General features: G+C 64.3%; 20 protein-coding genes. 9 read left to right on the top strand and 11 right to left on the bottom strand.

From position 1 onward, the window contains the following. Nucleotides 1-253: 253 nt before the first annotated feature. Entirely contained in the window at nt 254-2,497 is a 2,244-nt protein-coding gene (locus ACO056_RS16625; RefSeq protein ID WP_421848727.1) for a bifunctional diguanylate cyclase/phosphodiesterase, read from the top strand. A gap of 9 nt (nt 2,498-2,506) precedes the next feature. Here the strand turns inward: ACO056_RS16625 and ACO056_RS16620 are convergent, their stop codons facing one another. From ACO056_RS16620 to ACO056_RS16590, 7 genes are all read right to left on the bottom strand, one after another. Continuing rightward, the gene (locus tag ACO056_RS16620) at nt 2,507-3,481 is read right to left on the bottom strand and encodes a cupin domain-containing protein (RefSeq protein WP_421848725.1); all 975 of its coding nucleotides are present in this window, start codon (nt 3,479-3,481) and stop codon (nt 2,507-2,509) included. 85 nt (nt 3,482-3,566) lie between these two features. Then, a complete protein-coding gene (locus tag ACO056_RS16615) occupies nt 3,567-4,049 on the bottom strand; it encodes a CHAP domain-containing protein (protein WP_421848723.1) in 483 nt (160 codons plus the stop codon). A 152-nt stretch (nt 4,050-4,201) separates the two neighbouring features. After that, nucleotides 4,202-6,082 (bottom strand): murein L,D-transpeptidase catalytic domain-containing protein, encoded by a 1,881-nt coding sequence (locus ACO056_RS16610; RefSeq protein ID WP_421848721.1) that lies wholly within the window; start codon nt 6,080-6,082, stop codon nt 4,202-4,204. Between the two features lie 580 nt (nt 6,083-6,662). Further along, nucleotides 6,663-8,072, bottom strand: a complete 1,410-nt coding sequence (gene glnA / locus ACO056_RS16605) for a type I glutamate--ammonia ligase (protein ID WP_421848719.1) — start codon at nt 8,070-8,072, stop codon at nt 6,663-6,665. A gap of 118 nt (nt 8,073-8,190) precedes the next feature. Continuing rightward, nucleotides 8,191-8,529, bottom strand: a complete 339-nt coding sequence (locus ACO056_RS16600; protein ID WP_421848717.1) for a P-II family nitrogen regulator — start codon at nt 8,527-8,529, stop codon at nt 8,191-8,193. Nucleotides 8,530-8,953: 424 nt separating this feature from the next. After that, nucleotides 8,954-9,787, bottom strand: coding sequence for a type I methionyl aminopeptidase (gene map / locus ACO056_RS16595; protein WP_421855557.1), 834 nt, complete (start codon nt 9,785-9,787; stop codon nt 8,954-8,956). Nucleotides 9,788-9,824: 37 nt separating this feature from the next. After that, complete coding sequence (locus ACO056_RS16590) at nt 9,825-10,655, bottom strand: PdaC/SigV domain-containing protein (RefSeq protein ID WP_421848715.1); 831 nt, start codon at nt 10,653-10,655, stop codon at nt 9,825-9,827. Between the two features lie 51 nt (nt 10,656-10,706). Between ACO056_RS16590 and ACO056_RS16585 the strand changes: the two genes are divergently transcribed. From ACO056_RS16585 to ACO056_RS16565, 5 genes are all read left to right on the top strand, one after another. Then, nucleotides 10,707-12,119, top strand: a complete 1,413-nt coding sequence (locus ACO056_RS16585; protein ID WP_421855554.1) for a leucyl aminopeptidase family protein — start codon at nt 10,707-10,709, stop codon at nt 12,117-12,119. A 56-nt stretch (nt 12,120-12,175) separates the two neighbouring features. Then, nucleotides 12,176-12,520, top strand: a complete 345-nt coding sequence (locus ACO056_RS16580; RefSeq protein ID WP_421848713.1) for an SH3 domain-containing protein — start codon at nt 12,176-12,178, stop codon at nt 12,518-12,520. Beyond that, complete coding sequence (argC, locus tag ACO056_RS16575) at nt 12,517-13,440, top strand: N-acetyl-gamma-glutamyl-phosphate reductase (RefSeq protein WP_421848711.1); 924 nt, start codon at nt 12,517-12,519, stop codon at nt 13,438-13,440. The genes ACO056_RS16580 and argC overlap by 4 nt, the downstream gene beginning before the upstream one ends. Next, entirely contained in the window at nt 13,440-13,934 is a 495-nt protein-coding gene (locus ACO056_RS16570; RefSeq protein WP_421848709.1) for a DUF427 domain-containing protein, read from the top strand. The genes argC and ACO056_RS16570 overlap by 1 nt, the downstream gene beginning before the upstream one ends. A 222-nt stretch (nt 13,935-14,156) precedes the next feature. Then, complete coding sequence (locus ACO056_RS16565; protein WP_421848707.1) at nt 14,157-15,824, top strand: formate--tetrahydrofolate ligase; 1,668 nt, start codon at nt 14,157-14,159, stop codon at nt 15,822-15,824. A gap of 11 nt (nt 15,825-15,835) precedes the next feature. Here ACO056_RS16565 and ACO056_RS16560 read toward each other — a convergent pair whose 3' ends face one another. From ACO056_RS16560 to ACO056_RS16550, 3 genes are all read right to left on the bottom strand, one after another. After that, nucleotides 15,836-17,197 carry an alkaline phosphatase family protein gene (locus ACO056_RS16560; protein ID WP_421848705.1) on the bottom strand — a complete coding sequence of 454 codons (1,362 nt, stop codon included), beginning with the start codon at nt 17,195-17,197 and terminating at the stop codon, nt 15,836-15,838. Continuing rightward, on the bottom strand, nt 17,197-19,512 hold the full coding sequence (locus ACO056_RS16555; protein ID WP_421848703.1) for a TonB-dependent receptor domain-containing protein: 2,316 nt from the start codon (nt 19,510-19,512) through the stop codon (nt 17,197-17,199). Before ACO056_RS16555 ends, ACO056_RS16560 begins: the two co-directional genes overlap by 1 nt. Nucleotides 19,513-19,893: 381 nt before the next feature. Next, on the bottom strand, nt 19,894-20,211 hold the full coding sequence (locus ACO056_RS16550) for a ferredoxin (protein ID WP_421848701.1): 318 nt from the start codon (nt 20,209-20,211) through the stop codon (nt 19,894-19,896). A 139-nt stretch (nt 20,212-20,350) separates the two neighbouring features. Here ACO056_RS16550 and ACO056_RS16545 point away from each other — a divergent pair, with 139 nt between their 5' ends. From ACO056_RS16545 to ACO056_RS16535, 3 genes are all read left to right on the top strand, one after another. Beyond that, nucleotides 20,351-20,968 carry a DNA-3-methyladenine glycosylase family protein gene (locus tag ACO056_RS16545; protein ID WP_421848699.1) on the top strand — a complete coding sequence of 206 codons (618 nt, stop codon included), beginning with the start codon at nt 20,351-20,353 and terminating at the stop codon, nt 20,966-20,968. 37 nt (nt 20,969-21,005) lie between these two features. After that, nucleotides 21,006-21,809 carry an SDR family oxidoreductase gene (locus tag ACO056_RS16540; protein WP_421848697.1) on the top strand — a complete coding sequence of 268 codons (804 nt, stop codon included), beginning with the start codon at nt 21,006-21,008 and terminating at the stop codon, nt 21,807-21,809. Nucleotides 21,810-21,930: 121 nt separating this feature from the next. Beyond that, nucleotides 21,931-23,247 carry an APC family permease gene (locus ACO056_RS16535; protein WP_421848695.1) on the top strand — a complete coding sequence of 439 codons (1,317 nt, stop codon included), beginning with the start codon at nt 21,931-21,933 and terminating at the stop codon, nt 23,245-23,247. Here ACO056_RS16535 and ACO056_RS16530 read toward each other — a convergent pair. Beyond that, nucleotides 23,244-23,537 carry a 4a-hydroxytetrahydrobiopterin dehydratase gene (locus ACO056_RS16530; RefSeq protein ID WP_421848693.1) on the bottom strand — a complete coding sequence of 98 codons (294 nt, stop codon included), beginning with the start codon at nt 23,535-23,537 and terminating at the stop codon, nt 23,244-23,246. The two genes, ACO056_RS16535 and ACO056_RS16530, sit on opposite strands and share 4 nt — an antisense overlap. Nucleotides 23,538-23,568: the final 31 nt, after the last annotated feature.

Below are 23,568 nucleotides of genomic sequence, written 5' to 3'. Positions count from 1 at the left end.
GGTTAAGGGTTTATCCCCGACCTTGGCAAGTCGGGTACGCAATTGCAACGCATTTGGCGACGGGCGGGCCCCTGCCGGAAAAATCCGCCGGGAAGCGCATGCTAACCTTACAAATCTGCTGCATTTCCGTCAGAAAATAAGCATTTCGCACGGTGTTCCATAGGCGGCGCTAACCGTTTCTTTCCATCCTGCCGGTAAATCGGGTGCGATGGGTCTGGATCACAGCAGCCGCGGCCTTGGCACGCGATCGTCCGTGCGCAATTTGCGCACAGGATGGATCGCGCTTGCGACGTTCCTCGCGCTGATCGGCCTATCCGCGCTCCTTGTCGCCGTATTCGCCGGTTCGACTCGCATTGCCGACGAACTGGCGCGCGAAGATGAGCGCGTGCTCGTCCGGCGTTATCTCGACCAGCTCGGCAACTCGGTCGTGGCGGCGCAGAAGGTGCAGCTGACCTGGGACGACGCCATGCGCAATGCTGTGCTGGCGGACAACGAGGCCTGGGCGAACCACTTCCTCGGCGATTTCGTGTGGAACAACCTCGATACCGACGCGATGTTCCTCGTCCGGCCGGATGGGTCGCTAGTCCACGGCTGGGCGCAAGGGCGGCCGACCGATTCCGGCTATCAGGAAGTGCGCTGGCCGGTCGAGGATCTGATCAAGCAGGCCAAGCACAATGTGCCGCTGGGCGGCCGGATTGCGGCGATGAAGAAGCTGGCCGATATAGAGTGGCCGGTGGCGGATTCCGGTCAGCCGCTCAACCGCTGGGCGGCCATGCCCGTGCTGCGCCACGGCCGTCCGGCGTTTCTGTCCGTCGTCTCGATCGTTCCCGACAACAACTACAACCTGCTGAAGCGAGAGCCGAACTATGTTGCCACCTTGCGCTATCTCGATGGGTCGATCCTCGCGAAGATGGGCGGCGATCTGGTGCTGCGCGATATCAGCTTCGTGCCCGATGAAGCGCGGATCGGCTCCGCCAATGCCGTTCCGCTGAGCAGCGCACGGGGCGACAACATCGGCTGGATCACGTGGACGGCCAAGGTACCCGGCCCCAAGATTGTCGAGCGCACCGCGCCGGTGCTGGCGACTTTCATCCTGTTCTTTCTCGGTGTCGTGGCGGGCGGCTCGATCATCGTGCGGCGCATGCGGCTTACCGCCAATGAGCTGAAAGCCAGCGAAGCGCAGGCCCAGCACAATGCGCTCCACGATGCGATGACCGGCCTGCCCAATCGCGTCTATTACATGCAGCGTCTGCGTGCCCTGCTGAACGAGTTCATCGAGGGGCAGGCGAAGGGCAACCTCTTCGTCGCCTATATCGATATCGACGGATTCAAGCTGGTCAACGATACCATGGGCCACCATGTCGGCGATGAACTGGTGCGCCAGGTCGCGCACCGCCTTCGGGAGGCGCTGCCGCGCGAGTCCTTCATCGCGCGCTTCGGCGGTGATGAATTCGTGCTGCTCCACGCCAGCGAAGATGGCGCGCGCGCGGCAGACCGGCTGGGCAGCAAGATCATCCACCTGATGCGGAGGCCGTTCGTCATCTCGGGCAACACGCTCGAGGTTTCGGTCAGCTGCGGGATCAGCTGGGGGCCGGAGCAGAGCGAGGACCCCGGCGAACTGCTGCGCCGCGCCGATATCGCGCTCTACCGCGCCAAGCAGCGCGGCCGTGGGCGCTATCGCCGCTTCACGCCCGACATGGATGCCAGCGTCAAACTGCGCCGCGAAATGGAAATGGAGCTGCGCCTCGCGATCACCCGCGGCGAGCTTTCGATTGCCTACCAGCCGGTGGTCGATACCGGTACCGGCGTGATCAACGGCTTCGAGGCCCTGCTGCGCTGGAACCACGCCGAGCGCGGCGAGATCCGTCCGGACCTGTTCGTGCCGATTGCCGAACAGGGCGGCCTGATGATCCCGCTCGGCACCTGGGTGCTGCGCCATGTCTTCACCGAGTGCCGCGATTGGCCGGATTGCGACATCTCGGTCAATCTGTCGCCGCTCCAGATCATGGCGGGCGATTTCCTGCCGATGCTGGCGGGCCTGCTCGAAGAGACCGGCATGGACCCCGAGCGGCTGGTGTTCGAAGTGACCGAAGGCGTCATGCTCGATCGCAGCGCGCATGTGATCGGGGTGCTGCGCGAGCTCAATCGCATGGGCATCCGCGTCGCGCTCGATGATTTCGGGATCGGCTATTCCTCGCTCTCGTACTTGCGCTCGTTCCAGTTCGACCGGATCAAGATCGACCGCTCGTTCGTGCAGAATATCGAGCGCGACCGCGATGCGCACTCGATCCTTTGCGCGATCACCACGCTGGGCAAGACCTTGCGGATGAAGGTCGTGGCGGAAGGCGTGGAAACCGAAGTGCAGCGTCTGCTGGTGCAGGCGGCGGGCTGCGAACTGGTGCAGGGTTACCTGTTCTGGGCCGCGGTGCCGGCTGAGGAAGCGCGCGGCCTGCTGGTCGAACGGGATGCCGAGGCCGTGCTGCGCCGCGCGTCCTGATGGCCCTGCTTAGGGTTTGGCGTTCTCGGGATCGGGCAGGATCGTCATGTCGGAGGCCTGCCAGGCGGGCGCGACGCTCACGGTAAATTCGAGCCTGCTGTCGGCATCGATCCGGTGCGGCACGCCCGGCGGCAGCAGCACGACCGACCCTTGCGCTACATCCTGAACCGTGCCGCCGATGGTGACGCGGCCCTTGCCGGCGGCCACGACCATCACTTCGCTGCCTTCGCGCGTCACCGTCAGCGGGATCGCGGCGCCTTTCTGGAGCACGAACCGCGCGACGCTGATCGCTTCGGAATGCTGCGGCGCGGTGCGGCCGACGAGTTCCTCCACCGCTACCGGGGGGACGAGCGCGGGCTTCGGAGCGGCATTGCCGGCGGGGCGGCGAGCGGATTCGCCGCGCGTCAGCTCGGTGATCTCGCGCGCAAACTTGGGATAGAGCGCGGTGAGCTCATCGCGGTAGCCCGGTTCGTAATCGGCATATTCGAAGCCGGGCGAAAGCGTGTTGGCGCCGAAGCTCCAGGCCGTGGCGGGATCGCCGATCGGGCGCGCGCCCATCCATGTGCCGCGCGGCACCATGATCTGCGGCTCCTCACCCTTCAAGACATTGCTGCCCCAGATCCGTGTCTCGCCATGGCCATCGGGATAAAGCAGCAGGATCTGCGCCGGGCTGCCGCCGTAGAAATGCCAGAGCTCATCAGTGGTGAGCCGGTGCATCGCCGAGAAATCGCTGCGGGTGAATACCGCGTAGATCGCGGTATAGGCCCAGCGCTTGCCCTTGTAGCGCTCGGCCAGCGCGCCTTCGATCACGTCGTCGCTCTTGAAGGTCTGCAGGAACCACGGTCCTTCGTGGGGGATATTCTGCATGTGATAGTGATCGATGATCGCGCGCGCGGCGGGCGGCATCGGATCAACGGCAGCGGGCTCTGCGGCTGCGGCGGAGCACCACAGCAGGGCGACTGCGGCAAATATCGGTCTGATCATGGGGAAGCGTGTTGGCAAATCGGCAGGGACTTGCCTACTCGAAAAGTGCTGGCCGAAATCCGCTGGCCGAAATCCGCTGGACGTCTCAGCCAGCCTTCGCGGCGGTTTCGGCACTTGCCGTTACGGTGCGCGGATAGATGAAACCCTTGGCCGCGCTCGGGCGCAGGCCAAGCGAGCGGGTGGGGGCATACCACACGCGAACTTCGCTCCAGTCACCGGCGGCAGACACGTCTACCGCCATCACGCCGCGCTCGACCATGCCGGGGCGCGACCAGTTGGCGTGATTGATCAGGATATGGCGCTGGTCAACGACCTTGCTCACTACCGCGACGTGGCCATAGGGCATCGAACGCGTACCGGCGAAGGCAAGGACGGCTCCGGCCTTGGGCGCCTGGCCGCGCTCGTAACGGCCTTCGGCATGGCTCCACCAATCGCGCGCATTGCCGCTGAGCTGCACCTCGGAAACCTGCCGCGCGTATGTAACGCACTGGAGGCGGGCCTGCGCTGCGGAGGGCAGGGCGAAGACCGAAAGGAGTGCGAGAAGGGCTGCGACCACGTTCTTGTGCATGTGCAGCATCACTAAGGATTTGGGCCGATTCGAGGAGTCCGCCGGCCTTCCGTTCATCCTGCGGCCATCTCCGTTCATCCCGAGTCCATGTGGGGCTGTGGAAAAAATCACAGCAGAGCGGATGCGAGGGTTTCGGCGAGCGGCGCTGGCGCTCAGGGACTCTTCCACAGAAGCATGAGCGATCCGCCATGCAGCGCTTCGATAACTTCACGCGTGCGCGAAAGCTCCAGCGCGGTGCATCCATCGCTCCGGCCAATCCGGCCAGTGTTGGCGATCCATTCGGGCGACACGTAATCGGCGCCGTGCATCACCACAAACCGATCGCGGGCGTTCGAATTGCTCGCCTCCAGCCCATCGAGGCGCATCGATTTGCCATGCTTGCCGTCGTAGATTTCAGCGCAGTTATAGACCCCAAGCGACGAGCAATTCGAACCCGGCGTGTTGCTGAATATCACGGCATAGCCATCGTCGGCTGTGCCTTCTGAACCGACCCCGTGTGCACAGAGATAGGCCACGGTGGTTCCGTCCACCCGATCAAACAGGAAAAGGCGTGGCTTCGCCGAGTGGAGGTCAAAATTGACGATCGCCCAAAAGCGGGGATTGCTGCCGGGGCGGTTCTGATTGCGAAAGGCAAGCAGGCGGTTCATCGCAGGGATCACACCGACATCCGACGCCAGCTTGAGCAGAACGCTCTCGTCGTGGGCCGGCGTGGCCGCCAAGAAGTTCGCTGCCAGCACCGCAGGTTGAGCTTCCACCACGCGCGGCCACGCTGCGTGGACATGTGTGGTGTGCCCGGCGTCGCCCGGCCCTAGCACCTCGGTCGCGCCCAAGGTCCGGCAAAGCTTCTTGAAAGCCGGCACCTTTGTGTGGGCCGCGTTCACACCCACACCATCGATTACGTTGAAATCGGCTGAAATTCCCAGGTAATGGCGCGAATTGGCGGTGTGACTGCCTCCGACTATCTCGGAGATCGAGAACGTATAGGTCTCGGCAAGCTCCAGAATTCCGCTAAGCAATCGGGTATCGAGCGGGACAGTGCCGCCAATCGCAGTGCCATAATTGCTGCGTGTTGCGGGCTTTCCCGCAGCGGTGTCGATCATGTTCTGGCGAGCATTCGCCTGATCGACGACGCCCGATGGATGCACCGTGGCGAGCGTGATCCTGTTGCTCGCGAGAATTTGCGCGGCGAGCGCTGCGGCGGTCTGGGTTGCCGCCGACACAACAGGTTCAACGGCGGACAGCGGAGCAAGATCGACATCCGACGGCAGCTCGGTTTCGCCGTGGAATTCGATAACCTCCTCCTCCGGCTTCGGTATCTTGATCGCGCTGAATGTGGAAGTTGCACCGCCATCGTCCACGGGGGTCCCGTTGGCGATGATCGGTACGATCGACAGGTCCCAATTGCCGAGATTGATTTCCCGAAGCAGGTCCTTGGTCCGATAGGCGCTCGGGCGGACGTCCGGGTTGCTGTTGTTCATCAGCCAAGTGTTGCGGATCGTAACGTACTGAAGAATCCACGCCTTTTCATCGCCACCTTGTGCGGGTGGCTTCTCCGGAAACCGAGAGCGCAACAGCGGCAGGATGCTTCCGCTATGGATGAAGGAGTCGTAGATGACGAGCATCGACAGCGCCTGACTGAAGCCATTGGCGTCCGCCCATTTTCGTGCAGGCGTAAAGTAGGCCTTGTCAAAGAACGCATCCTGTGTCGCGCGCATGACGGGATCTTCGTCTCCGGCCCTCTTCAAAAGATCCTTGAATGTCGCATTATCCACCAAAGCGACCTGGCCAATTTTTGGAGCATAGGAACCCAGCTCGGTGGAGTACTTGCCGCCAGCCGCAACATACATCTCGACCAGTTGGCGTAGATTTCCGTATTCCGTTGTCTGCGAACGGCCGTAGGTGATCTGCCGGATCCTGTTCGGTCCGTCACGATAAATGCTGATCGCGCCATATTTGCCTGCCGGCGTCCCGGTTTCGAAAACATTTATGACCTGTTCGCAAATGCGACGTTGCTGGTCGGTGAGCTTGATCATGAATTCCTCCCTGAAGCTGCTGCCGACTGCCGCTTGCTCGAGCAAATTCTAGTTCAGGCGACGCGTTGTATGGTGGCGCAGGATTCAAGAATAAAATGAATCCATCAAAACTTCCTGATTCTCAAATAGAAAGAATCAAGGTCAGATATTTGTTTAATAAAATCCCAAATAAGTCATCTGTCAAGTAGATCGACCTTGCCTCACAAGTCAAAGCTTGGCCCGGACGTCCGCAGATTCCCCTCTGGATGGTTCCGGTTTCGCATATTGAACGGAGAAATTGTCAAAAATCTGTCTATTGCCAGCATGTTAGGCCGTAAGGTCATCAACCTCGCCATTTAGGCGTCCCTCAGTGATTGGACCAAACCGGTCCATTTCTGCGTCGGAAAGGTTCGAGATATCGACATATCCCTGTTCCTTTCCCCCTTGCACTGAGCCGCTTTGCCTAAAACCTTGTTGGCGCGATTTATGAGTTCGCCGCCCGGGGATTGCGTGCGGTCGCCACTGTCTCATTCGCCAAAGGAAAAGGGCGCCCGGACCGAAGTCCGGACGCCCCTTTCTAGCCAAGCGCTGACCCCTAGGATCAGGCGCTGTAGTACATGTCGAACTCGACGGCCGAGGGCGTGGTTTCCCAGCGCATCACTTCGGGCCACTTGAGTTCGATATAGGCTTCGATCTGGTCCTTGGTGAACACGCCGCCCTGAAGCAGGAAGTCGTGGTCGGCGACCAGTGCGTCGAGCGCTTCGCGGAGCGAACCGCAGACGGTCGGCACTTCGGCGAGTTCGGCCGGGGGCAGATCGTAGAGGTTCTTGTCCATGGCTTCGCCCGGGTGGATCTTGTTCTTGATCCCGTCGAGGCCGGCCATGAGCAGCGCCGAGTAGCACAGGTATGGGTTGGCCATCGCGTCAGGGAAGCGGAATTCCACGCGCTTTGCCTTGGCGCCCGAACCGTAGGGAATGCGGCACGAGGCCGAACGGTTGCGCGCCGAGTAGGCGAGCAGCACGGGGGCTTCGTAGCCCGGCACCAGGCGCTTGTAGCTGTTGGTGGTCGGGTTGGTGAAGGCGTTGAGGGCCTTCGCGTGCTTGATCACGCCGCCGATGAAGTAGAGGCACATGTCCGAAAGGCCGGCATAGCCGTTACCGGCGAAGAGCGGCTTGCCACCATCCCAGATCGAGATGTGGGTGTGCATGCCGCTGCCGTTGTCGGTCTTGATCGGCTTGGGCATGAACGTTGCCGTCTTGCCATAGGCCTGCGCGACCTGGTGCACGACGTACTTGTAGACCTGCATGCGGTCGGCGGTCTGGACGAGCGTGCCGAAGGTGAGGCCGAGCTCGTGCTGGGCCGAGGCCACCTCGTGGTGATGCTTGTCGCAGGGCAGGCCCATGTCGATCATGGTGCGGACCATCTCGCCGCGGATATCGACGCAGCTGTCGACCGGAGCGACCGGGAAGTAGCCGCCCTTGGCGCGCGGACGGTGGGCAAGGTTGCCGGCTTCGTAATCGCGGTTCGAGTTGGTCGGCAGCTCGATATCGTCGATCTTGAAGCCGTTGCCGTCGTAGCCGTCGTAGAACTTGACGTCGTCGAAGATGAAGAACTCGGCTTCGGGGCCAACGTAGACGGTGTCGCCCACGCCGCTCGACTTGACGAAGGCTTCGGCGCGCTTGGCGGTCGAGCGCGGGTCACGGGCATAGAGCTCGCCGGTCGAAGGCTCGACGATGTCGCAGCAGATGATCATCATCGGGGTGGCCGAGAACGGATCGACGTAGACTGCATTGAGGTCCGGCTTCAGGATCATGTCGGACTCGTTGATGGCCTTCCAGCCCTCGATCGACGAGCCGTCGAACATCAGGCCGTCTTCCAGTTCGTCCTCGCCGAGCACGGTGGAGACCATCGTGAGGTGCTGCCACTTGCCCTTGGGATCGGTGAAGCGCAGATCAACCCATTCGATTTCCTCGTCCTTGATGCGAGCGAGAATTTCCTTTGCAGTAGCCATCGCTGGTCCTTTAACTGGCCCCCGCCCATGCAGGGGCGCTCAGTGAACAAAAACGTGAGGTCACAAGTCTGGAGAAGCCGCCGGCCCGCAGCCACCCCGGTTGAAGTGTGATCCGCTTCTAAATGGCGTCGTTATCGCGCTCGCCAGTGCGGATGCGCAGGGCGCTTTCCACCGCGAAAACGAAGATCTTGCCATCGCCGATGCGCCCGGTCTGCGCCGCTGAGGCAATCGCCTCAACCACACGCTCGACCATCGCGTCTGCCACCACCACCTCGAGTTTTACCTTGGGCAGGAAGTCGACGACATATTCGGCGCCGCGATAGAGTTCGGTATGACCCTTCTGCCGGCCAAAGCCCTTGGCTTCGGTGACGGTGATCCCGGAAACGCCGATTTCGTGCAGCGCTTCCTTCACCTCGTCCAGCTTGAAGGGCTTGATGATCGCTTCGACCTTTTTCACTCGATCAATCCCTGCAGGCAAACCGGTTCATGGGCCTTGGCCCTGTCCGGCGGTTGGTATTCGTACGGAGCCCGATACCTGATGTGCTATCCAAGAATCGTGCCACGCGGGTACACCGCATCACTAGGACAGGAATGGGCGGCGCGAAAGCAGGAAATCCGCGGCTCCGGCAAGATTGCAAGGCGCGCGCACGGCTCTACATTGCGCAAGTTGCGCGCCTGTGGGTGATTGTTGCACAAGATTTGCGCAAGCCCTGCCTTATTTTTAGGCAGATAGCCCCTCCGTCAGCCCTGCGGGCTGCCACCTCCCCGTTTGTGCTTCGCAAAAATGGGGAGGACCTGAAGTGCCTCTTTATTGGTCCTCCCCATTTTCACGAAGTGCAAATGGGGAGGTGGCCCGCCGCAGGCTGGTCGGAGGGGTTCTTCTATCCCGCGTAGGGCGGACGGTGCAGCCCGGCCGGGCTCAGCGTGAAGATTTCGCAGCCGGTTTCGGTCACGCCGATCGAATGTTCGAACTGCGCAGAAAGCGAGCGGTCGCGCGTCACCGCCGTCCAGCCGTCGTCGAGCAGCTTCACGCCCGCCTTGCCGAGGTTGATCATCGGCTCGATGGTGAAGAACATGCCGGGGCGCAGTTCGGGCCCGGTGCCCTTGTGCGCGGCGTGGATCACTTCGGGCGCATCGTGGAACAGGCGGCCAAGGCCGTGCCCGCAGAATTCGCGGACCACGCCGTAGCGGTGGCGTTCGGCATGGGCCTGGATCGCCGCGCCGATATCGCCGAGCCGCGCGCCGGGGCGGACCTGCTCGATGCCGATCATCAGGCACTCGTACGTCACGTCGACCAGCCGCCGCGCCTTCAGCGCGACATCGCCGACAAGGTACATGCGGCTGCAATCACCGTGCCAGCCATCGAGCAGCGGGGTCACGTCGATATTGACGATATCGCCTTCGCGCAGGATGCGCGCCTCGGACGGGATGCCGTGGCACACCACGTGGTTGATCGAGATGCAGCACGAATGGGTATAGCCGCGGTAGCCGAGCGTGGCGGGAACCGCGCCGCCATCCAGCGTCATCTGCCGCACCGTATCGTCGATCGCGGCGGTCGAGACGCCGGGGCGCACCAGCGGCACAAGCGCATCGAGGATCTCGGCGGCAAGGCGCCCGGCCTTGCGCATGCCTTCAAAGCCCGCGGGGCCATGCAGCTTGATCGTGCCGTCACGCGGCATCACATCGGTTTCGTCGGCGATCACATAGTCGGTCATCCCGGCCATGTAGCGTGTCTTGCCCCGAATTGCGAGATCACTGCGCGACAAAGGCTGCCTTGTATTCGGGCTTGGCGGCAGCGACCACGGCGGCGGTGACCGGCAGGGTCACTTCATAGCTGCCTTCCGCATAGGGCCCGGCGGCATAGGGCGAGATCAGGAAGCCGATCCGGTCAAAGCCCGTGTGGCCCTTTGAACCGAGGATGACGGTCTGGTCGGTGGGATCGATGCACTTGTTGAATTCGCCTACGGGATCGCCAACCTCTTCGCCCGCGCGCTTTTTCGCGCGCTCGCGTTGGAGCTGCACGCAAAAGGCCTTGAGCACCGCCGCCTTGAGCGCCGCTTTGGAGGCGAACAGATCGGTTGCGGTCCGCTTCTGGTTTGCCGCCTTGTCCCACAGGATCGTGTCGAAACCGTAGTTGGGGTGCGCGCCGCCGGTGTAGCTGCCGACCAGCGTAGAGAGGCTCAACCAGCCGGGCAGATCGGTGACCACCTGCCACTGGCTCGAGGCGGTGTAGGCATTGAACGGAAAGCCTTCGGCCTTGGCGTCCTTGCGGGCTTCGCCTGCATCGGAGGCGAGGCCAGCCTTGGTGCGGGCGAGATCGGCTTCCAGCCAGTCGCGCAAGGCGGGGATCGCGGCAGCGGCGGCGGGATAGCTATAGGTGAATTCGTAGAGGTCGGTCTTCTCGTTCACCTTGCGCGCTGCGGCGGTGGGCGCTGGCGCAGGCGCGGGCGGGGCCGGGGGCTGCGCGGATGCGCTGGCAGAAGCTTCGGTGGGCAGTCCCGCGGGTGTGGCAGATTGCTGGCAGGCGGCCAGCGCGAGGAGCAGGGCAAGCGCCAGGGTATTGGAAGCAGGCGGGCAGTGCATGCAGTTTCCTCTCGCACTCACCGCGAAGCTGCGGCAAGGATCATGGCCACGATGAACCAGCTTGATGCACTGATCCAGCCCGATCGCGGCCAGAGGGCCATTCCGCTCCATTTGACCGACAAGGCGAGCCTTGCCGGCTGGCTTGCAGGCCTGACCGCTGCGCAGCGCGCCGTGCTCGCCGGGCAAGGCTTCGAGGGGGGCGCGGGCGAAACCGCGATCGTCCCCGATGCTGCCGGGGCGGGCGAGGGGTGGTTTGCGGTGGCGGGCGTGGCCGATCCGGCGAAGCTTTCGAGCTGGTGCCTGGCCCCGCTTGCAGACCGGCTGCCCGCAGGCACGTACCGGCTTGCCAATCCGGGTGCCGAAGGCCCTGCGCTCATCGGCTGGCGGCTCGCGCAGTACCGCTTCGATCGCTATCGCAGCGACCCAACCGAGAAGGGCGCGCGCCTGCTGCTGACGGGCGCGCTGGCTGCGATGAATGCGGCGCTGGCCGAAGCCGATGCCGTGATCCGCGTGCGCGATCTGGTCAATACTCCGGCCGAGGACATGGGGCCCGCACAGCTTGAAGCCGAGGCGCGCTCGCTCGCCAAGGCGCACCACGGGGTGATCCACGTCGTTTCGGGCGATGGCCTGGAGCGTGATTATCCGATGGTCCATGCAGTCGGCCGCGCCGCGGCGCGCAGCCATGCGCCGCGGATGATCGAGATCGAATGGGGCGATCCGGCGCACCCGCGCCTCGCCATTGTCGGCAAGGGGGTGTGCTTCGATTCCGGCGGGCTCGATTTGAAGCCGAGTTCGGGCATGGCACTGATGAAGAAGGACATGGGCGGCGCGGCGCATGCGCTGGCGCTCGCGGGGCTCGTGATGGGCGCGGGCCTGCCGGTGCGGCTGCAAGTGCTGGTTCCCGCGGTCGAGAATGCGGTGTCGGGCAATGCCTTCCGCCCGGGTGACGTGCTACGCTCGCGCGCGGGGCTATCGGTCGAGATCACCAACACCGATGCCGAGGGGCGGCTCGTTCTCGGCGATGCTCTGGTGCGGGCATGCGAAACCAGGCCCGAACTGCTGATCGATTTCGCCACACTGACCGGCGCGGCGCGCGTGGCGCTCGGGCCCGATCTGCCCGCGATGTTTGCTCGCACCGATGAAACGGCGAATGGCCTGTTGACGGCGGGCCTCGAACGCGATGATCCGTGCTGGCGCCTGCCGCTCCACGATGGCTACCGCGAGATGCTGAAGTCGGACGTTGCGGACTTGCAGAACAGCCCCTCGGGCGGGTTCGCCGGGGCGACCGTGGCGGCGCTGTTCCTCGATCGGTTCGTGGCCGAAGGGGTGGACTGGGCGCATTTCGATACGTTCGCCTGGCGCCCTGTTGCCAAACCCGGCCGGCCCAAGGGCGGCGAGGCCCTGGGCCTGCGTGCGGCCTGGGGGCTGATCCAGTCCCGTTTTGGAAAAGAGCGCGCGCCTTGAACCCGGAGCCCGATGCCTCTAAGCGCCCGGCTTTCGCATTTGCCCGAAAGCCTGACGTGACCGATCTGATCCTGCCCGCCTTGAAGACGTCGCATGCGCTGACGGGCCCCGCGCCCAAGGTCGATGTCCACGCGCACACCCGCGCGGTCCGCGGTGATCTGGCGCATGTGCGCTACGCCGGGCAGGTCTTCGTCTCGCACTACGCCGTGCCGATGCCGCACACGGTGGGCAGCGCCGGGGCAATCTTGCGCGCAGCAGGGCGCGACGATGCCGACATGATCGGTACGCTCGCTGCTGGCGAGGCATTCAATTTGCTCGATAAGGCAGGCGGCTGGGGCTGGGGGCAGCAGGGCGAGGATGGCCTTGTCGGTTATCTGCCGCTGACGGCGCTGGAACCGTGACCGCGCAGATTTTCATCGACGGGGCGGCGGGCACGACCGGCCTCGAGATTGCCGACCGGCTGGCGGGCCGCAGCGAGTTCGCCCTGATCGCGCTGAGCGATGCCGAGCGCAAGGATGCGGGCGCCCGCGCCGAGGCGCTCAATGCGGCGGATGTCGCGATCCTGTGCCTGCCCGATGATGCGGCGCACGAGGCAGTCTCGCTGATCAAGAATGACCGCACCCGCGTGATCGATGCCTCGACCGCGCACCGGGTTGCGAGCGGCTGGACGTATGGCTTCCCCGAAATGGTCGGCCGTGAGGCGGTGGCGAATGCGAGGCGGGTCTCCAATCCCGGTTGCTACCCCACTGGCTTTCTTGGCCTGCTCGTGCCGCTGCTGCGCGCCGGGCTGCTCCCGGCGGACTGGCCCTATACCGTCAATGCCGTCTCCGGCTATTCGGGCGGCGGCAAGGCACTGATCGCGCGGTTCGAGGATGATACCGACATCGCCTACCGCGCTTATGGCCTTGGCCTTGCGCACAAGCACATCGCGGAAATGCAGGGGCATGCGGGCCTCACCCACGCCCCGATCTTTGCTCCTGCGGTGATCCCCGCGCATCGAGGCATGGTCGTTGAAGTGCCGGTGCCGCTGGCCGCCATCCCCGGCGCTGCAGCGCCCGATGCCCTGCGCGCGGCGCTGGCCGCGTTCTACGATGGCAGCCCGCTGGTGCGGGTGTGCGATGGCGTGCCCGACGAACTGCTCCTGCGCCGCTCCGACGCGCCGCGCGACGGGCTCGATCTCTATGTTTTCGGCAGCGAGGACGGCGGCCAGGCGCGGCTTGTCGCGCTGCTCGACAATCTCGGCAAGGGCGCCAGCGGCGCGGCGGTGCAGAGCCTCAACCTGATGAACGGCCTGCCCGAAACGGCTGGGCTGCGCCTCTGATGTGGCCGAAACCTGATCCGGTCCAGCCGGGGCAGGAAAGCGTGTGGGACTATCCGCGCCCAGCCGTGGCGCGGCCATGCTCTGCACATGTGGTAATCGAGCATCGCGGGCAGATCATCGCCGATACGCGCCGCAGCGTGCAGACGCTCGAGACCAGCCATCCGCCGAGCTACTACATTCACCCCGATGATATCGCACCGGGCGTGCTGCGCCGCGCATCCGGCTCGTCGCTGTGCGAATGGAAGGGCGCGGCGGTCTATTGGGACGTGGTGGTCGCTGGCGCGGTGCTGCCGCATGTCGGCTGGAGCTACCCGGGCCCGACGCGCAGCTTCCTTGCGCTCAAGGATCATGTGGCATTTTATGCCGCGCCGTTTCACCGGTGCAGTGTGGATGGCGAGACGGTGATCCCCCAGCCGGGTGAATTCTACGGCGGGTGGATCACCAGCACGGTGGCCGGGCCCTTCAAGGGCGGGCCGGGCAGCAGGGGCTGGTAGGGCGCGCACCACCAGCGCCAAGAGAATGCGGATTGAAGCGAACGGCAGAAATGTTCGCCGTTGATTGGTTTCGAAAATTCGAAAAACCGTATCAATTGGTATGAAGTTCTCGAGCTATATACTTCAATCGTACCATTCGGGATGATGTTCTTTTAGGCGATGACCCCGCTTGAGGCGGGTAAGGGCGCTTGCCCTTGGCGTCGTCATAAGTAAAAAGACTGCATGCCATCCGATATCGAAATCTCGCGCGCGGCAACGCTCCAGCCCATCCTCAAGATCGCGGAGCGCGCGGGCATCCCCGCCGCGGCGGTCGAGCCCTATGGCCACTACAAGGCGAAGCTCGATCTGGCGCTGCTGGAAGGCCAGGCGGACAAGGCTCCCGGCAAGCTGATCCTCGTCACCGCGATCAATCCGACCCCGGCGGGTGAGGGCAAGACGACCACCTCGGTCGGCCTCGCCGATGCGCTGAACCGGATCGGCAAGCGCACCATGCTGTGCTTGCGCGAACCCTCGCTCGGCCCGTGCTTCGGCACCAAAGGCGGCGCGACCGGGGGAGGCTATGCGCAAGTCGTGCCGATGGAGGATATCAACCTCCACTTCACCGGCGATTTCCACGCGATCACCAGCGCGCACAATCTGCTCGCCGCGATGATCGACAACCACGTTTACTGGGGCAACACGCTCGATCTCGATGTGCGGCGGATCGTGTGGCGGCGCGTGCTCGATATCAACGACCGCGCGCTGCGCGATATCGCGCAAGGGCTGGGCGGGCGCGCCAATGGTTTCCCGCGCGAATCCGGGTTCGACATAACGGTCGCTTCGGAAGTGATGGCGATCCTGTGCCTTGCCGAAAATCTCGAGGATCTAGAGGCGCGGCTGGGCCGGATCGTGATCGGTTATACGCGCGGCGGCCGCCCGGTCACCGCGCGTGAACTCAAGGCCGATGGCGCGATGGCCGTGCTGCTGGCGCAGGCGATCAAGCCTAATCTGGTGCAGACGCTGGAAGGCAATCCCGCGCTCGTCCACGGCGGGCCCTTTGCCAACATCGCGCATGGCTGCAATTCGGTCCGGGCGACGCGCGCGGGGCTCACTCTGGCGGACTATGTCGTGACCGAGGCGGGTTTCGGCGCAGACCTCGGTGCGGAAAAGTTCTTCGATATCAAGTGCCGCCAAGCGGGCCTGAAACCGGCGGCCGTGGTGATCGTCGCCACCGTGCGCGCGCTCAAGATGAACGGCGGCGTTGCGAAGAATGCGCTAGCGCCCGCCGACGTCGACGCGGTGCGGCGCGGCGGGGTCAACCTTGCGCGGCATATCGAAAACGTGCGCCAGTTCGGCGTTCCGGCGGTCGTGGCGATCAACCGCTTCCACACCGATAGCGACGAGGAAATCGCCGCGATTCAGGCCATCGCGGCCTCTCATGGTTCGGAAGCACTGGTCTGCACGCATTGGGCCGATGGCGGCGCTGGCGCGGTCGACCTTGCGGAGCGCGTGGTCGCCATGGCCGATGCGCCTTCGCAGTTTGCGCCGCTCTACGATGACGACCTGCCGCTGTTCGACAAGATCAACACCATCGCCACCCGCATCTACCGCGCCGAATCCGCGATTGCCGATCCGGCGGTCCATGCGCAGCTGGCCGCTTGGGAAGCGCAGGGGCACGGTGCGCTGCCGGTCTGTATCGCCAAGACGCAGTACGGCTTCTCGACCGATCCCGCTGCACTTGGCGCGCCCACCGGTCACGTGATCTCGGTGCGCGAGGTGCGGCTTTCGGCGGGCGCGGGCTTCGTCGTGGCGATCTGCGGCGAGATCATGACCATGCCCGGCCTCCCGCGCGTGCCGATGGCGGAGGGCATCCGCATCGATGCCGACGGGCAGATCGAGGGGCTGTTCTAGTCGGGCAGGCCCTACTTCTTCTCGAAATTCAGGGCCGGCTTTTCGGCATCCGGCAGCGAACCGCCCATCAGTTTGGCCAGTGTCGGCGCAATCGCGCGCATGTCGATCTCGCCCAGCTTGCGGCCTGCGGGGATGCCCTTGCCCATGATCATGAACGTGGAGCGCATCTCAGGCGCGGCGGGGAAATAGCCGTGCATGCCCTTGACCGGTGAGGGGAAAGCGAGCGGCAGGTTGCCGTTCACGAAGGGACCGGCCACCGCGCCGATCTTGAGATTGACGTAGAAGCTCGCGTCGGGATTGCCGCCTAGTGCGGCAATCGCGGGACCTTCGATCACCTGATCGAACTTCGCGGCCGGATCGGTGGCGAGCTTGTCGAGCACGGCCTTGACCTTGGCCTTGAGCGCCGCATCCTTGGGCCGCGCCAGGCGGATCGCGAATGAGCCGCCAGAACCCCAGGGTGTCGCGTCGGCGGAGGCGATCTTGCCATCGGGCCCCAGCGTGACGAGGCCCGCGTCGATGAACGGGCGGTAGAGGTTGATCACGGTATCCACCGGCGCGAAGCCATGATCGCTGACCAGTGCGATCACCGCATCGGGATGGACCTGCTGTTCCGCCGCGATCAGCTCACCGACAAAGCCGTCGATCTGTTCGAGCGTCGCATGCGATTCGGCCGAGCCCGGGCCGGTCTCGTGCTCGGTGTGATCGAGCGATGCGAAATACATCGTCATGAAACCGGGCTGATGCTGCACGATCATTTCCACGCCGAAATCGGCGCGGATCTGGTCGCCCAGCAGGTCTTCGGCCTTGCCATCGGCATAAGCAGCGCCGGTCTTGGCTTCGAGTTCATCGATGAGGCCCGGGGTCGCGAGGGCTTTGACCAGCTTGCGGTCGTCGTCATGGCCGGTGCGCCAGATCTGCGGCAGGTTCCATGTCACGTTGGTGGCCGCGACGGAGACCGGCCAATGCACGTTGGCGGTGGTTAGCCCGGCATCGTGGGCCGCATCCCACAGAGTACGGGCCTTGTTGTCCGCGGCATACCAGAACCAGCCGCCCTGGTTGATCTGCAGGGGATCGTATGTCGTGTTGTTCACGATCCCGTGCAGCGCAGGCGATACGCCGGTGATCAGCGTGGTGTGGCTGGGATAGGTCACCGTGGGCAGCACGCCGACTACGCCGGTGGCGTACGTGCCCTCTTCCACGAAGCGGCGGAGATTGGAGACCCTGAGGCCGCGGGCTTCGGCATCGAGAACGTCGCCGGGCCGCAGCCCGTCGATCGAGATGAGCAGGACGGGAGCGGCGCGCGCTTCCCCTGCCGCTGCGGCAGAAAGCACGGGTGCAAGAAGCGCAAGGGCGAGGGGAAGCGCGCGGCGCATCAGAAGCCTACCTTCACGGTCGCGAAGACCTGACGCGGGGCGCCGGCGAGCAGCGTCTGGTTGTCGCCGCTGTTGCCGAAGCCGTTGGACCCGATCGTGGCGACGTAGCGCTTGTCGAACAGGTTGGTGGCGTTGACCTGCAGTTCCACCGGCTTGCGCAGACCAAGGTCGAACCGGTAGCCAAGCGTCGCATCGACGAGCGCGCGGCCGGGGACCGACTGGTCGTTGGTGTAGGTGAAGTAGCGCTTGGACATGTAGTCAACCCCGACGCGGCCATAGAGCGGGCCTTGATCGTACGAAACTTCGCCGTGCACAAGATGCTTGGGGCTGTCGGTCACCGTCTTGCCCGAGGTCGGGATCGTGGTGACAGTGCCATTGGCCCGGATGACGACGTCGTTGCGGTAGGTGTTGTCGTTGTAGCTGTAGGACAGCAGCGCCGAGACACCGTGGCCGAAGCGCAGTTCGCCGCTCGCCTCGATGCCCGCCGAGCGGACGCCGCCGACGTTCTGCAGCGCATTGGCCGCGCCCACGATGCCGACCGAGGTCGGGATCGCCAGCAGGCGGTTGCGGAAGTTCACGAGGTAGCCTGCGAGCACGCCGTGGAACATGCCGCTTTCGAGACGCAGACCCGCCTCATAAGTGTCCGACTGTTCGGGTTTGAGGAAGGGCTTGATCGCGTCAAAACCTTCCTGGCTCGAGGAGAACGGACCCGCCGTGGTGGCCGAGGCGAAAGCGCGCGTCACCTGCGTGAAGCCGGCGAAGGCTTCGATTGCGGGGGTGAAGCGATAGCTGATGCCGGCGTGCGGCTGGAACCAGTCGGTGGTCGAAAGATCACCCTTGGTGCGCCCGCCCGCCACGATCGGATTGGCGTGGTTGTTCACCTGGAAGCCTTTCCAGCCGAGGCTGATCTTGGCGTCGCCCAGCTTGATCTCATCCTCGACGTAGTACTGGAACGTCTTGGTGTTGAAGGCGATGTCCCACTGCGTGAAGAACGGATCGTGCTGGAACTTCAGGTGGTCGCGGCCCGGATTGGTGCGGCTGGTATAGGCATAGAAGCGCCGCGCCTGATCGAAGTCGTTGTTCTCGTACCACGCGCCGACGGTGATGTTGTTCATCCCGAGATCGGCATTGAGGCTGCCGAACACGCCCTTGCGGTTGATATCGTATTCGGTGGTACGCAGCGCCAGCGGCACGCCGGTCGGGCTGTTGACATAGGGCGTGCCCCAGGTGCCCTGGCCCGAGTTCTTGTGAAGGTAGGTCTTGACCTTCAGCGTCACGTTCTGCGCCAGCGGCGCGGTGAGACCGACGGCGGCCAGCGTATCGCGGCGCAGGCCCGAGGCGTCGTAATAGGCGTCGTCCACGGTCTTGATCGGGCCGGGGTAGACCTTGCCGGCTGCCGGGTTGAGCGGCGTGGTGCCGCTATCGCCGCGGTTGGCGGCAATGTCGGCAACCTGCACGGCCAGCGCATACTTGCCCGGGCCGAAGTTGTCCCAATCGTAGCCGAGACGATTGATCTGATCGAGGCTGAGGTCCTGATAGTCCTGCTCGGCGCGGTCGGAGTAGCTGAAGTAGCCGTCGAGCGTCACGTCGCCGAGCGGCAGGATGCCCTTGGCATTGATGTTGAGCTGGCGCTGCTTGCCATCGCCCTTCCACTTGTCGGTGGTGGCATAGACGACCGACGCGAAGGCGCGCGCACCGTTTGCAGTGCCGATCCCGCCACGCAGGAAGCCGCGCCAGGTGTTGTTCGAACCGTACGTGCCGCTGGCATCGAGGCCGAGGGCGTTCTTCGGATCGATCGAATAGAAGTTCAGCGTACCGCCGAGGTTATTGGTCGACTGCGTATCGATCGCGCCCGAACCCTGGCTGACCACGGTCGAACCGATGTTCTCGGCAGTGATCGCGCGGCTGATGTGCAGGCCGTTGTAGTTGCCGTACGACATGTCGCCCAGCGGGATGCCGTCGAGGTTGAAGCCGAGCTGGTTCTGGTTGAAGCCGCGCAGCGTGATGCGGGTCGACCATTCATACGTGCCGAAAGCATCGGCCGACTGGAAGTTCACCGAAGGCAGCTTGGCGATCGCACGCAGCGGGCTGGTGCCGGCGGCCTGGATCGCGAGATCGGCGCCCGAAAGCTCCTGAACCTGGCGGGTCTTGCCGGTGCCGTAAACGACGATGGCTTCGGCGTCGCCGGAGTCCGCGGGAGCGGCAGTGTCGGTCGCGGCGGCAGCCGGAGCGGTCTGCGGTTCGGACGCGGCGAGCGCGGGTGTTGTGGCGGCGGCGAATGCCGTCGTGGCGAGCAGGATGGTAGCGAGGCGCATAGTTAACTCCCTCATGGCCTTATTAGTGCTGCGCCCGCTAAGAGGAATTTGTGACACTTTTGTGTTTATATTTTAGAATCTTACGACTTACCCCGTGTCATTTTATTGCAACGCGGAATAAGGTCCACATCGGTTTAAAATTCAGGAAGACCGGCGGCGAAACGATGTTACGGCACGATGGATCGCAGCGCATGGAGGCCGGGTTCAGGATGCGTTCAGCCTGCAGGTCGCCGCCTGCCGGCCCTCCGGAACCCTGCGCCTGAGCGTTCCTTCCGGCCTCCCGATGGCTCGAATCGCGCACGGCAAAACGCCCCGCACGCGTTGCCGCGGCGGGGCGCTTTTGCAATTCGGAGAAGGCTGCGCGCCGCAGCGCGCGCCTGCTCAGTCTTCCGGCGCGATCGTGACCTTGAGGCCGTCGAGATCGCCGGTGAGCTGCACCTGGCACGAGAGGCGCGAGGTGTCGTTGCGGTGATCCGAGCTCTCGAGCAAGTCGTTCTCGTCTTCGCTCATCTTCGGCAGCTTGTCGGCGAAGGCGGGGTCGACATAGATGTGGCAGGTCGCGCAAGAGCAGCACCCGCCGCACAGCGCGAGGAGTTCGTCAAAGCCGTTGTCGCGGATCGCTTCCATCACCGAAAGGCCGGCAGCGGCCTCGACAGTGGATTCTTCACCCGAGCGGTTCACCACGACAAGCTTCGGCATCGATCATGTCTCCTGTTGAGAGCCGCGGCTGCACGAGTCCGCGCTCTCTGGCCCCATTTGACCGGGGCTGCTATCGCGCGGGTGGTCATTTGGCAAGGTGCTGCGCTGCATCATGGCCTTAAAAGGAAAGCTGCCACGCATGGGCCTCACCGCCAGCCAGATTGCCGAAGGCCTAGACTATGTCGGCGCGAGGAACCCGAAGATCGCCGAGGCCGTCGCGCGCGTCGGCCATCCCGAGCCGCGTATCCGCCCGCGCGGCTACGCCACGCTGCTGCGCACGATCGTCGGCCAGCAGGTCAGCGTCGCCGCCGCCGCGTCGGTCTGGAACAAGCTGGAGGCATTGCTCGGCGATGCCATGCCGCCGCAGGACCTGCTCGAAGCCGATTTCGATTCCCTGCGCGCCTGCGGCCTTTCGCGTCAGAAGCAGGGCTACGCGCGCAGCTTGTGCGAACTGGTGGTGACGGGCGAGCTCGATCTCCACTCGCTGCCCGAGGATGACGAGGCCGCGATTGCGCAGCTCACCAAGATCAAGGGCATCGGCCGCTGGTCGGCGGAGATATACCTGCTGTTTGCCGAAGGGCGCCCGGATATCTGGCCGGCGGGCGATCTTGCCGTGCAAGCCGGCATGGCGAAACTGCTCGGCATGGCGGAGCGCCCGGACGAGAAACAGGCCCGCAGCCTGGCCGAAGATTGGCGCCCGCACCGCGGCGCGGCGGCCATTTTCACCTGGCATTGCTATAACAATCCGGCGCTGTAGTCTGGCCCCCAAGCGATAGCGATCAGGGTGTCAGGTTGTGGGCCAGAAGACGATCTTCATCACCGGCGGCGCCTCGGGCATTGGCCGCGCAGTTGCCGAGCGCTTCGGGCGTGCGGGCTGGTTTGTCGGCATTGCGGATATCGACGAGGACGGCATGGCCGGCACGGCTGCGCTGATCCCGGCGGGCTTCTCTTCACAGCACAAGCTTGATGTGCGTAACCGCGCCGCGTGGGACGTGGCGCTGGCCGATTGCGCGGCGGCCTCGGGCGGCAAGATCGATGTGGTATTCAACAACGCCGGCATTCCCATCGGCGGGCGCATCATCGATGTGAGTTCCGAAGAAATCGAACGCACGCTCGATATCAACCTCAAGGGCGTGATCTGGGGCGCGCAGGCGGCTTATCCCTGGCTCAAGGCTTCGGCGCCTGGCTCGTGCCTGCTCAACACCGCGAGCGCGGCCGGAATTTACGGTGTGCCGGGCGGTTCGATCTATTCCGCGACCAAGTTCGGCGTACGCTCGATCACCGAATCGCTCGATGCGGAATGGAAGATCGATGGCATCATGGTGCGGGATCTGATGCCCGGCTTCATCGAGACGCCGCTGCTCGACCACGCACCCAATCGCGCCTCGAACGAAGACATCCGCGGTCGCGTGCGCGAAGCTGGACTGGAGATCACGCCGGTGAGCGCGGTCGCCGAAGCGGCCTGGGCTGCCGTCCACGGCAAGAAGCTCCACACGCTGGTAGGCAAAACCGCCAGCCGCCTCGCTTTCGCCGCTCGCTGGATGCCGGGCGCGCTGCGCAAACAGGTGGGCAGCCAGAGTGGGCCGTTGGGGGGGTAGGGTGCCGCAGGTACGAGCCAAATCGGATCATTTGCCCTGCTGCAATACCTTTCGGCGCTGGTAGTCTCCTGGGGGCTTGGCGCTCCCGCGTCGCAAGGCCTTGGGGGGCAAGCGCGCGAAGATGGATGCAAAGACGATCCCGGCGGCCCAAACCGCCTCGGGCCATCTCATCCGCAGCCTCGGCTTCTTGGGGCTCGCATCGGTCGTATTCAACGGCGCAGTGGGCGCGGGCATCTTCGCGCTGCCGGGCACGGTCGCTCACTTTTCCGGAGGCTGGGCACCGCTTGTCATCATGGCCGTCGGATTGGCGATCCTCCCGACTGTTGTTGTGCTGGCGCAGCTCGCGGGCCTGTTCGATGAAACCGGTGGGCCCGTTCTTTATGTCAGCGCCGCCTATGGCCCGCAGGCCGGGTTTCAGATTGGCTGGATGCAGTGCCTCGCCGGCACTTCGTCCGTCGCAGCGAATGTCAACTTGCTGGCGGACTATGCGCTTGGCCTGGTTCCCGCAGCCAAGTCCGGCGCGGTAATGCATGCCGCCGTCGTTTTTGCAGCGATCGGCTTCATTTTATCGATCAATCTGCTCGATGCGAAGCGAAGCTCGGGCTGGATCAATCGCATTTCGGTCGTGAAGCTGCTTCCGCTGGCATTGCTCATCCTGCTCGCCTTGCCGCGGGTCGCGGGCGGGCACGCGCCCCGTCCGGCGACTGAATGGTCACTCGCGCAGGCGGCGATCCTCTCGGTCTATTCGCTCGGCGGTTTCGAGGGCGCGCTGTGCATCGCCGGTGAGGCGCGCGATCCCCGCCGTGATCTGCCGCGCGCGCTCATCAGCGTGTTCCTTGCTGTCGCGGCGCTCTATGCCCTGTTGACCTGGGGCTATGTGGCGACAGCTTACCAGCCGGGCCTCGAGGACAAGGCCTCGCTGGTCACTATGGCATCCGTGCTGGCCGGAACGGCGGGAACGACGATCATGGGTGTCACCGCGGTGATCTCGATTTTCGGGGTCACCATTGTGACGACTCTCGTGGTCTCGCGCCGCATCGTTGCGCTGGAAAGCATCCGCGGGCTACCGGCATGGTTCGGCGCAATCCGCGCCGATACCGGCCTTCCTCGCAATGCGGTGCTCGTCACCATTGGCGTGATCAGCGTGCTGGCGATGAGCGGCGGGTTTACCGCACTCGCCGCATTGACGGTGATTTCCCGCCTTACGGTGTATCTCGGTTGCGCTCTTTCGCTGCCTGCGATCCTCATCAGGCGCGGCCTTCCGGTTTCGCCTCTGGTGATGGGGATCAGCGCGGCCGCAGCGGCCATGTGCGTGGCGCTGATGACCCAATGCTCTCGCGAAACCTGGGCAGGCTTTGCCCTTGCCCTCGCCATCGGCCTTGCCGTGAAATGGATGGCCGGTCGGTCGATTGTGGCGGCTCCTCTCGCGGCGGGTTAAACCCCAAACTCGTCAATCGCTCTCGCCAGCGCCACGTCCCGCGCGCTCAGCCCGCCTGCATCATGTGTGGTCAGAGTGATCTCGACGCGGTTATAGACGTTGAACCACTCCGGGTGGTGATCGGCTTTCTCCGCCAGGATCGCCACGCGGGTCATGAAGCCAAAGGCCTCGGCGAAATCGGTGAAGCGGAAGGTGCGCGTGATCGCGAGGCTATCTTCGCGCAGCGCCCAGTGGGGCAGGGCGGCAAGGGCAGTGTTGCGCTCGGTTTCGGTCAGCTGGGCAATCGCCATAACTTAGGTCTCCTTGGCAGTGCGCCCGCTT

This window comes from Novosphingobium sp., assembly GCF_965228995.1.
Taxonomy (GTDB): domain Bacteria; phylum Pseudomonadota; class Alphaproteobacteria; order Sphingomonadales; family Sphingomonadaceae; genus Novosphingobium.
The sequence above is the reverse complement of the archived record's forward strand: the minus strand, read 5'-3'. Positions and strand labels throughout refer to the sequence as shown.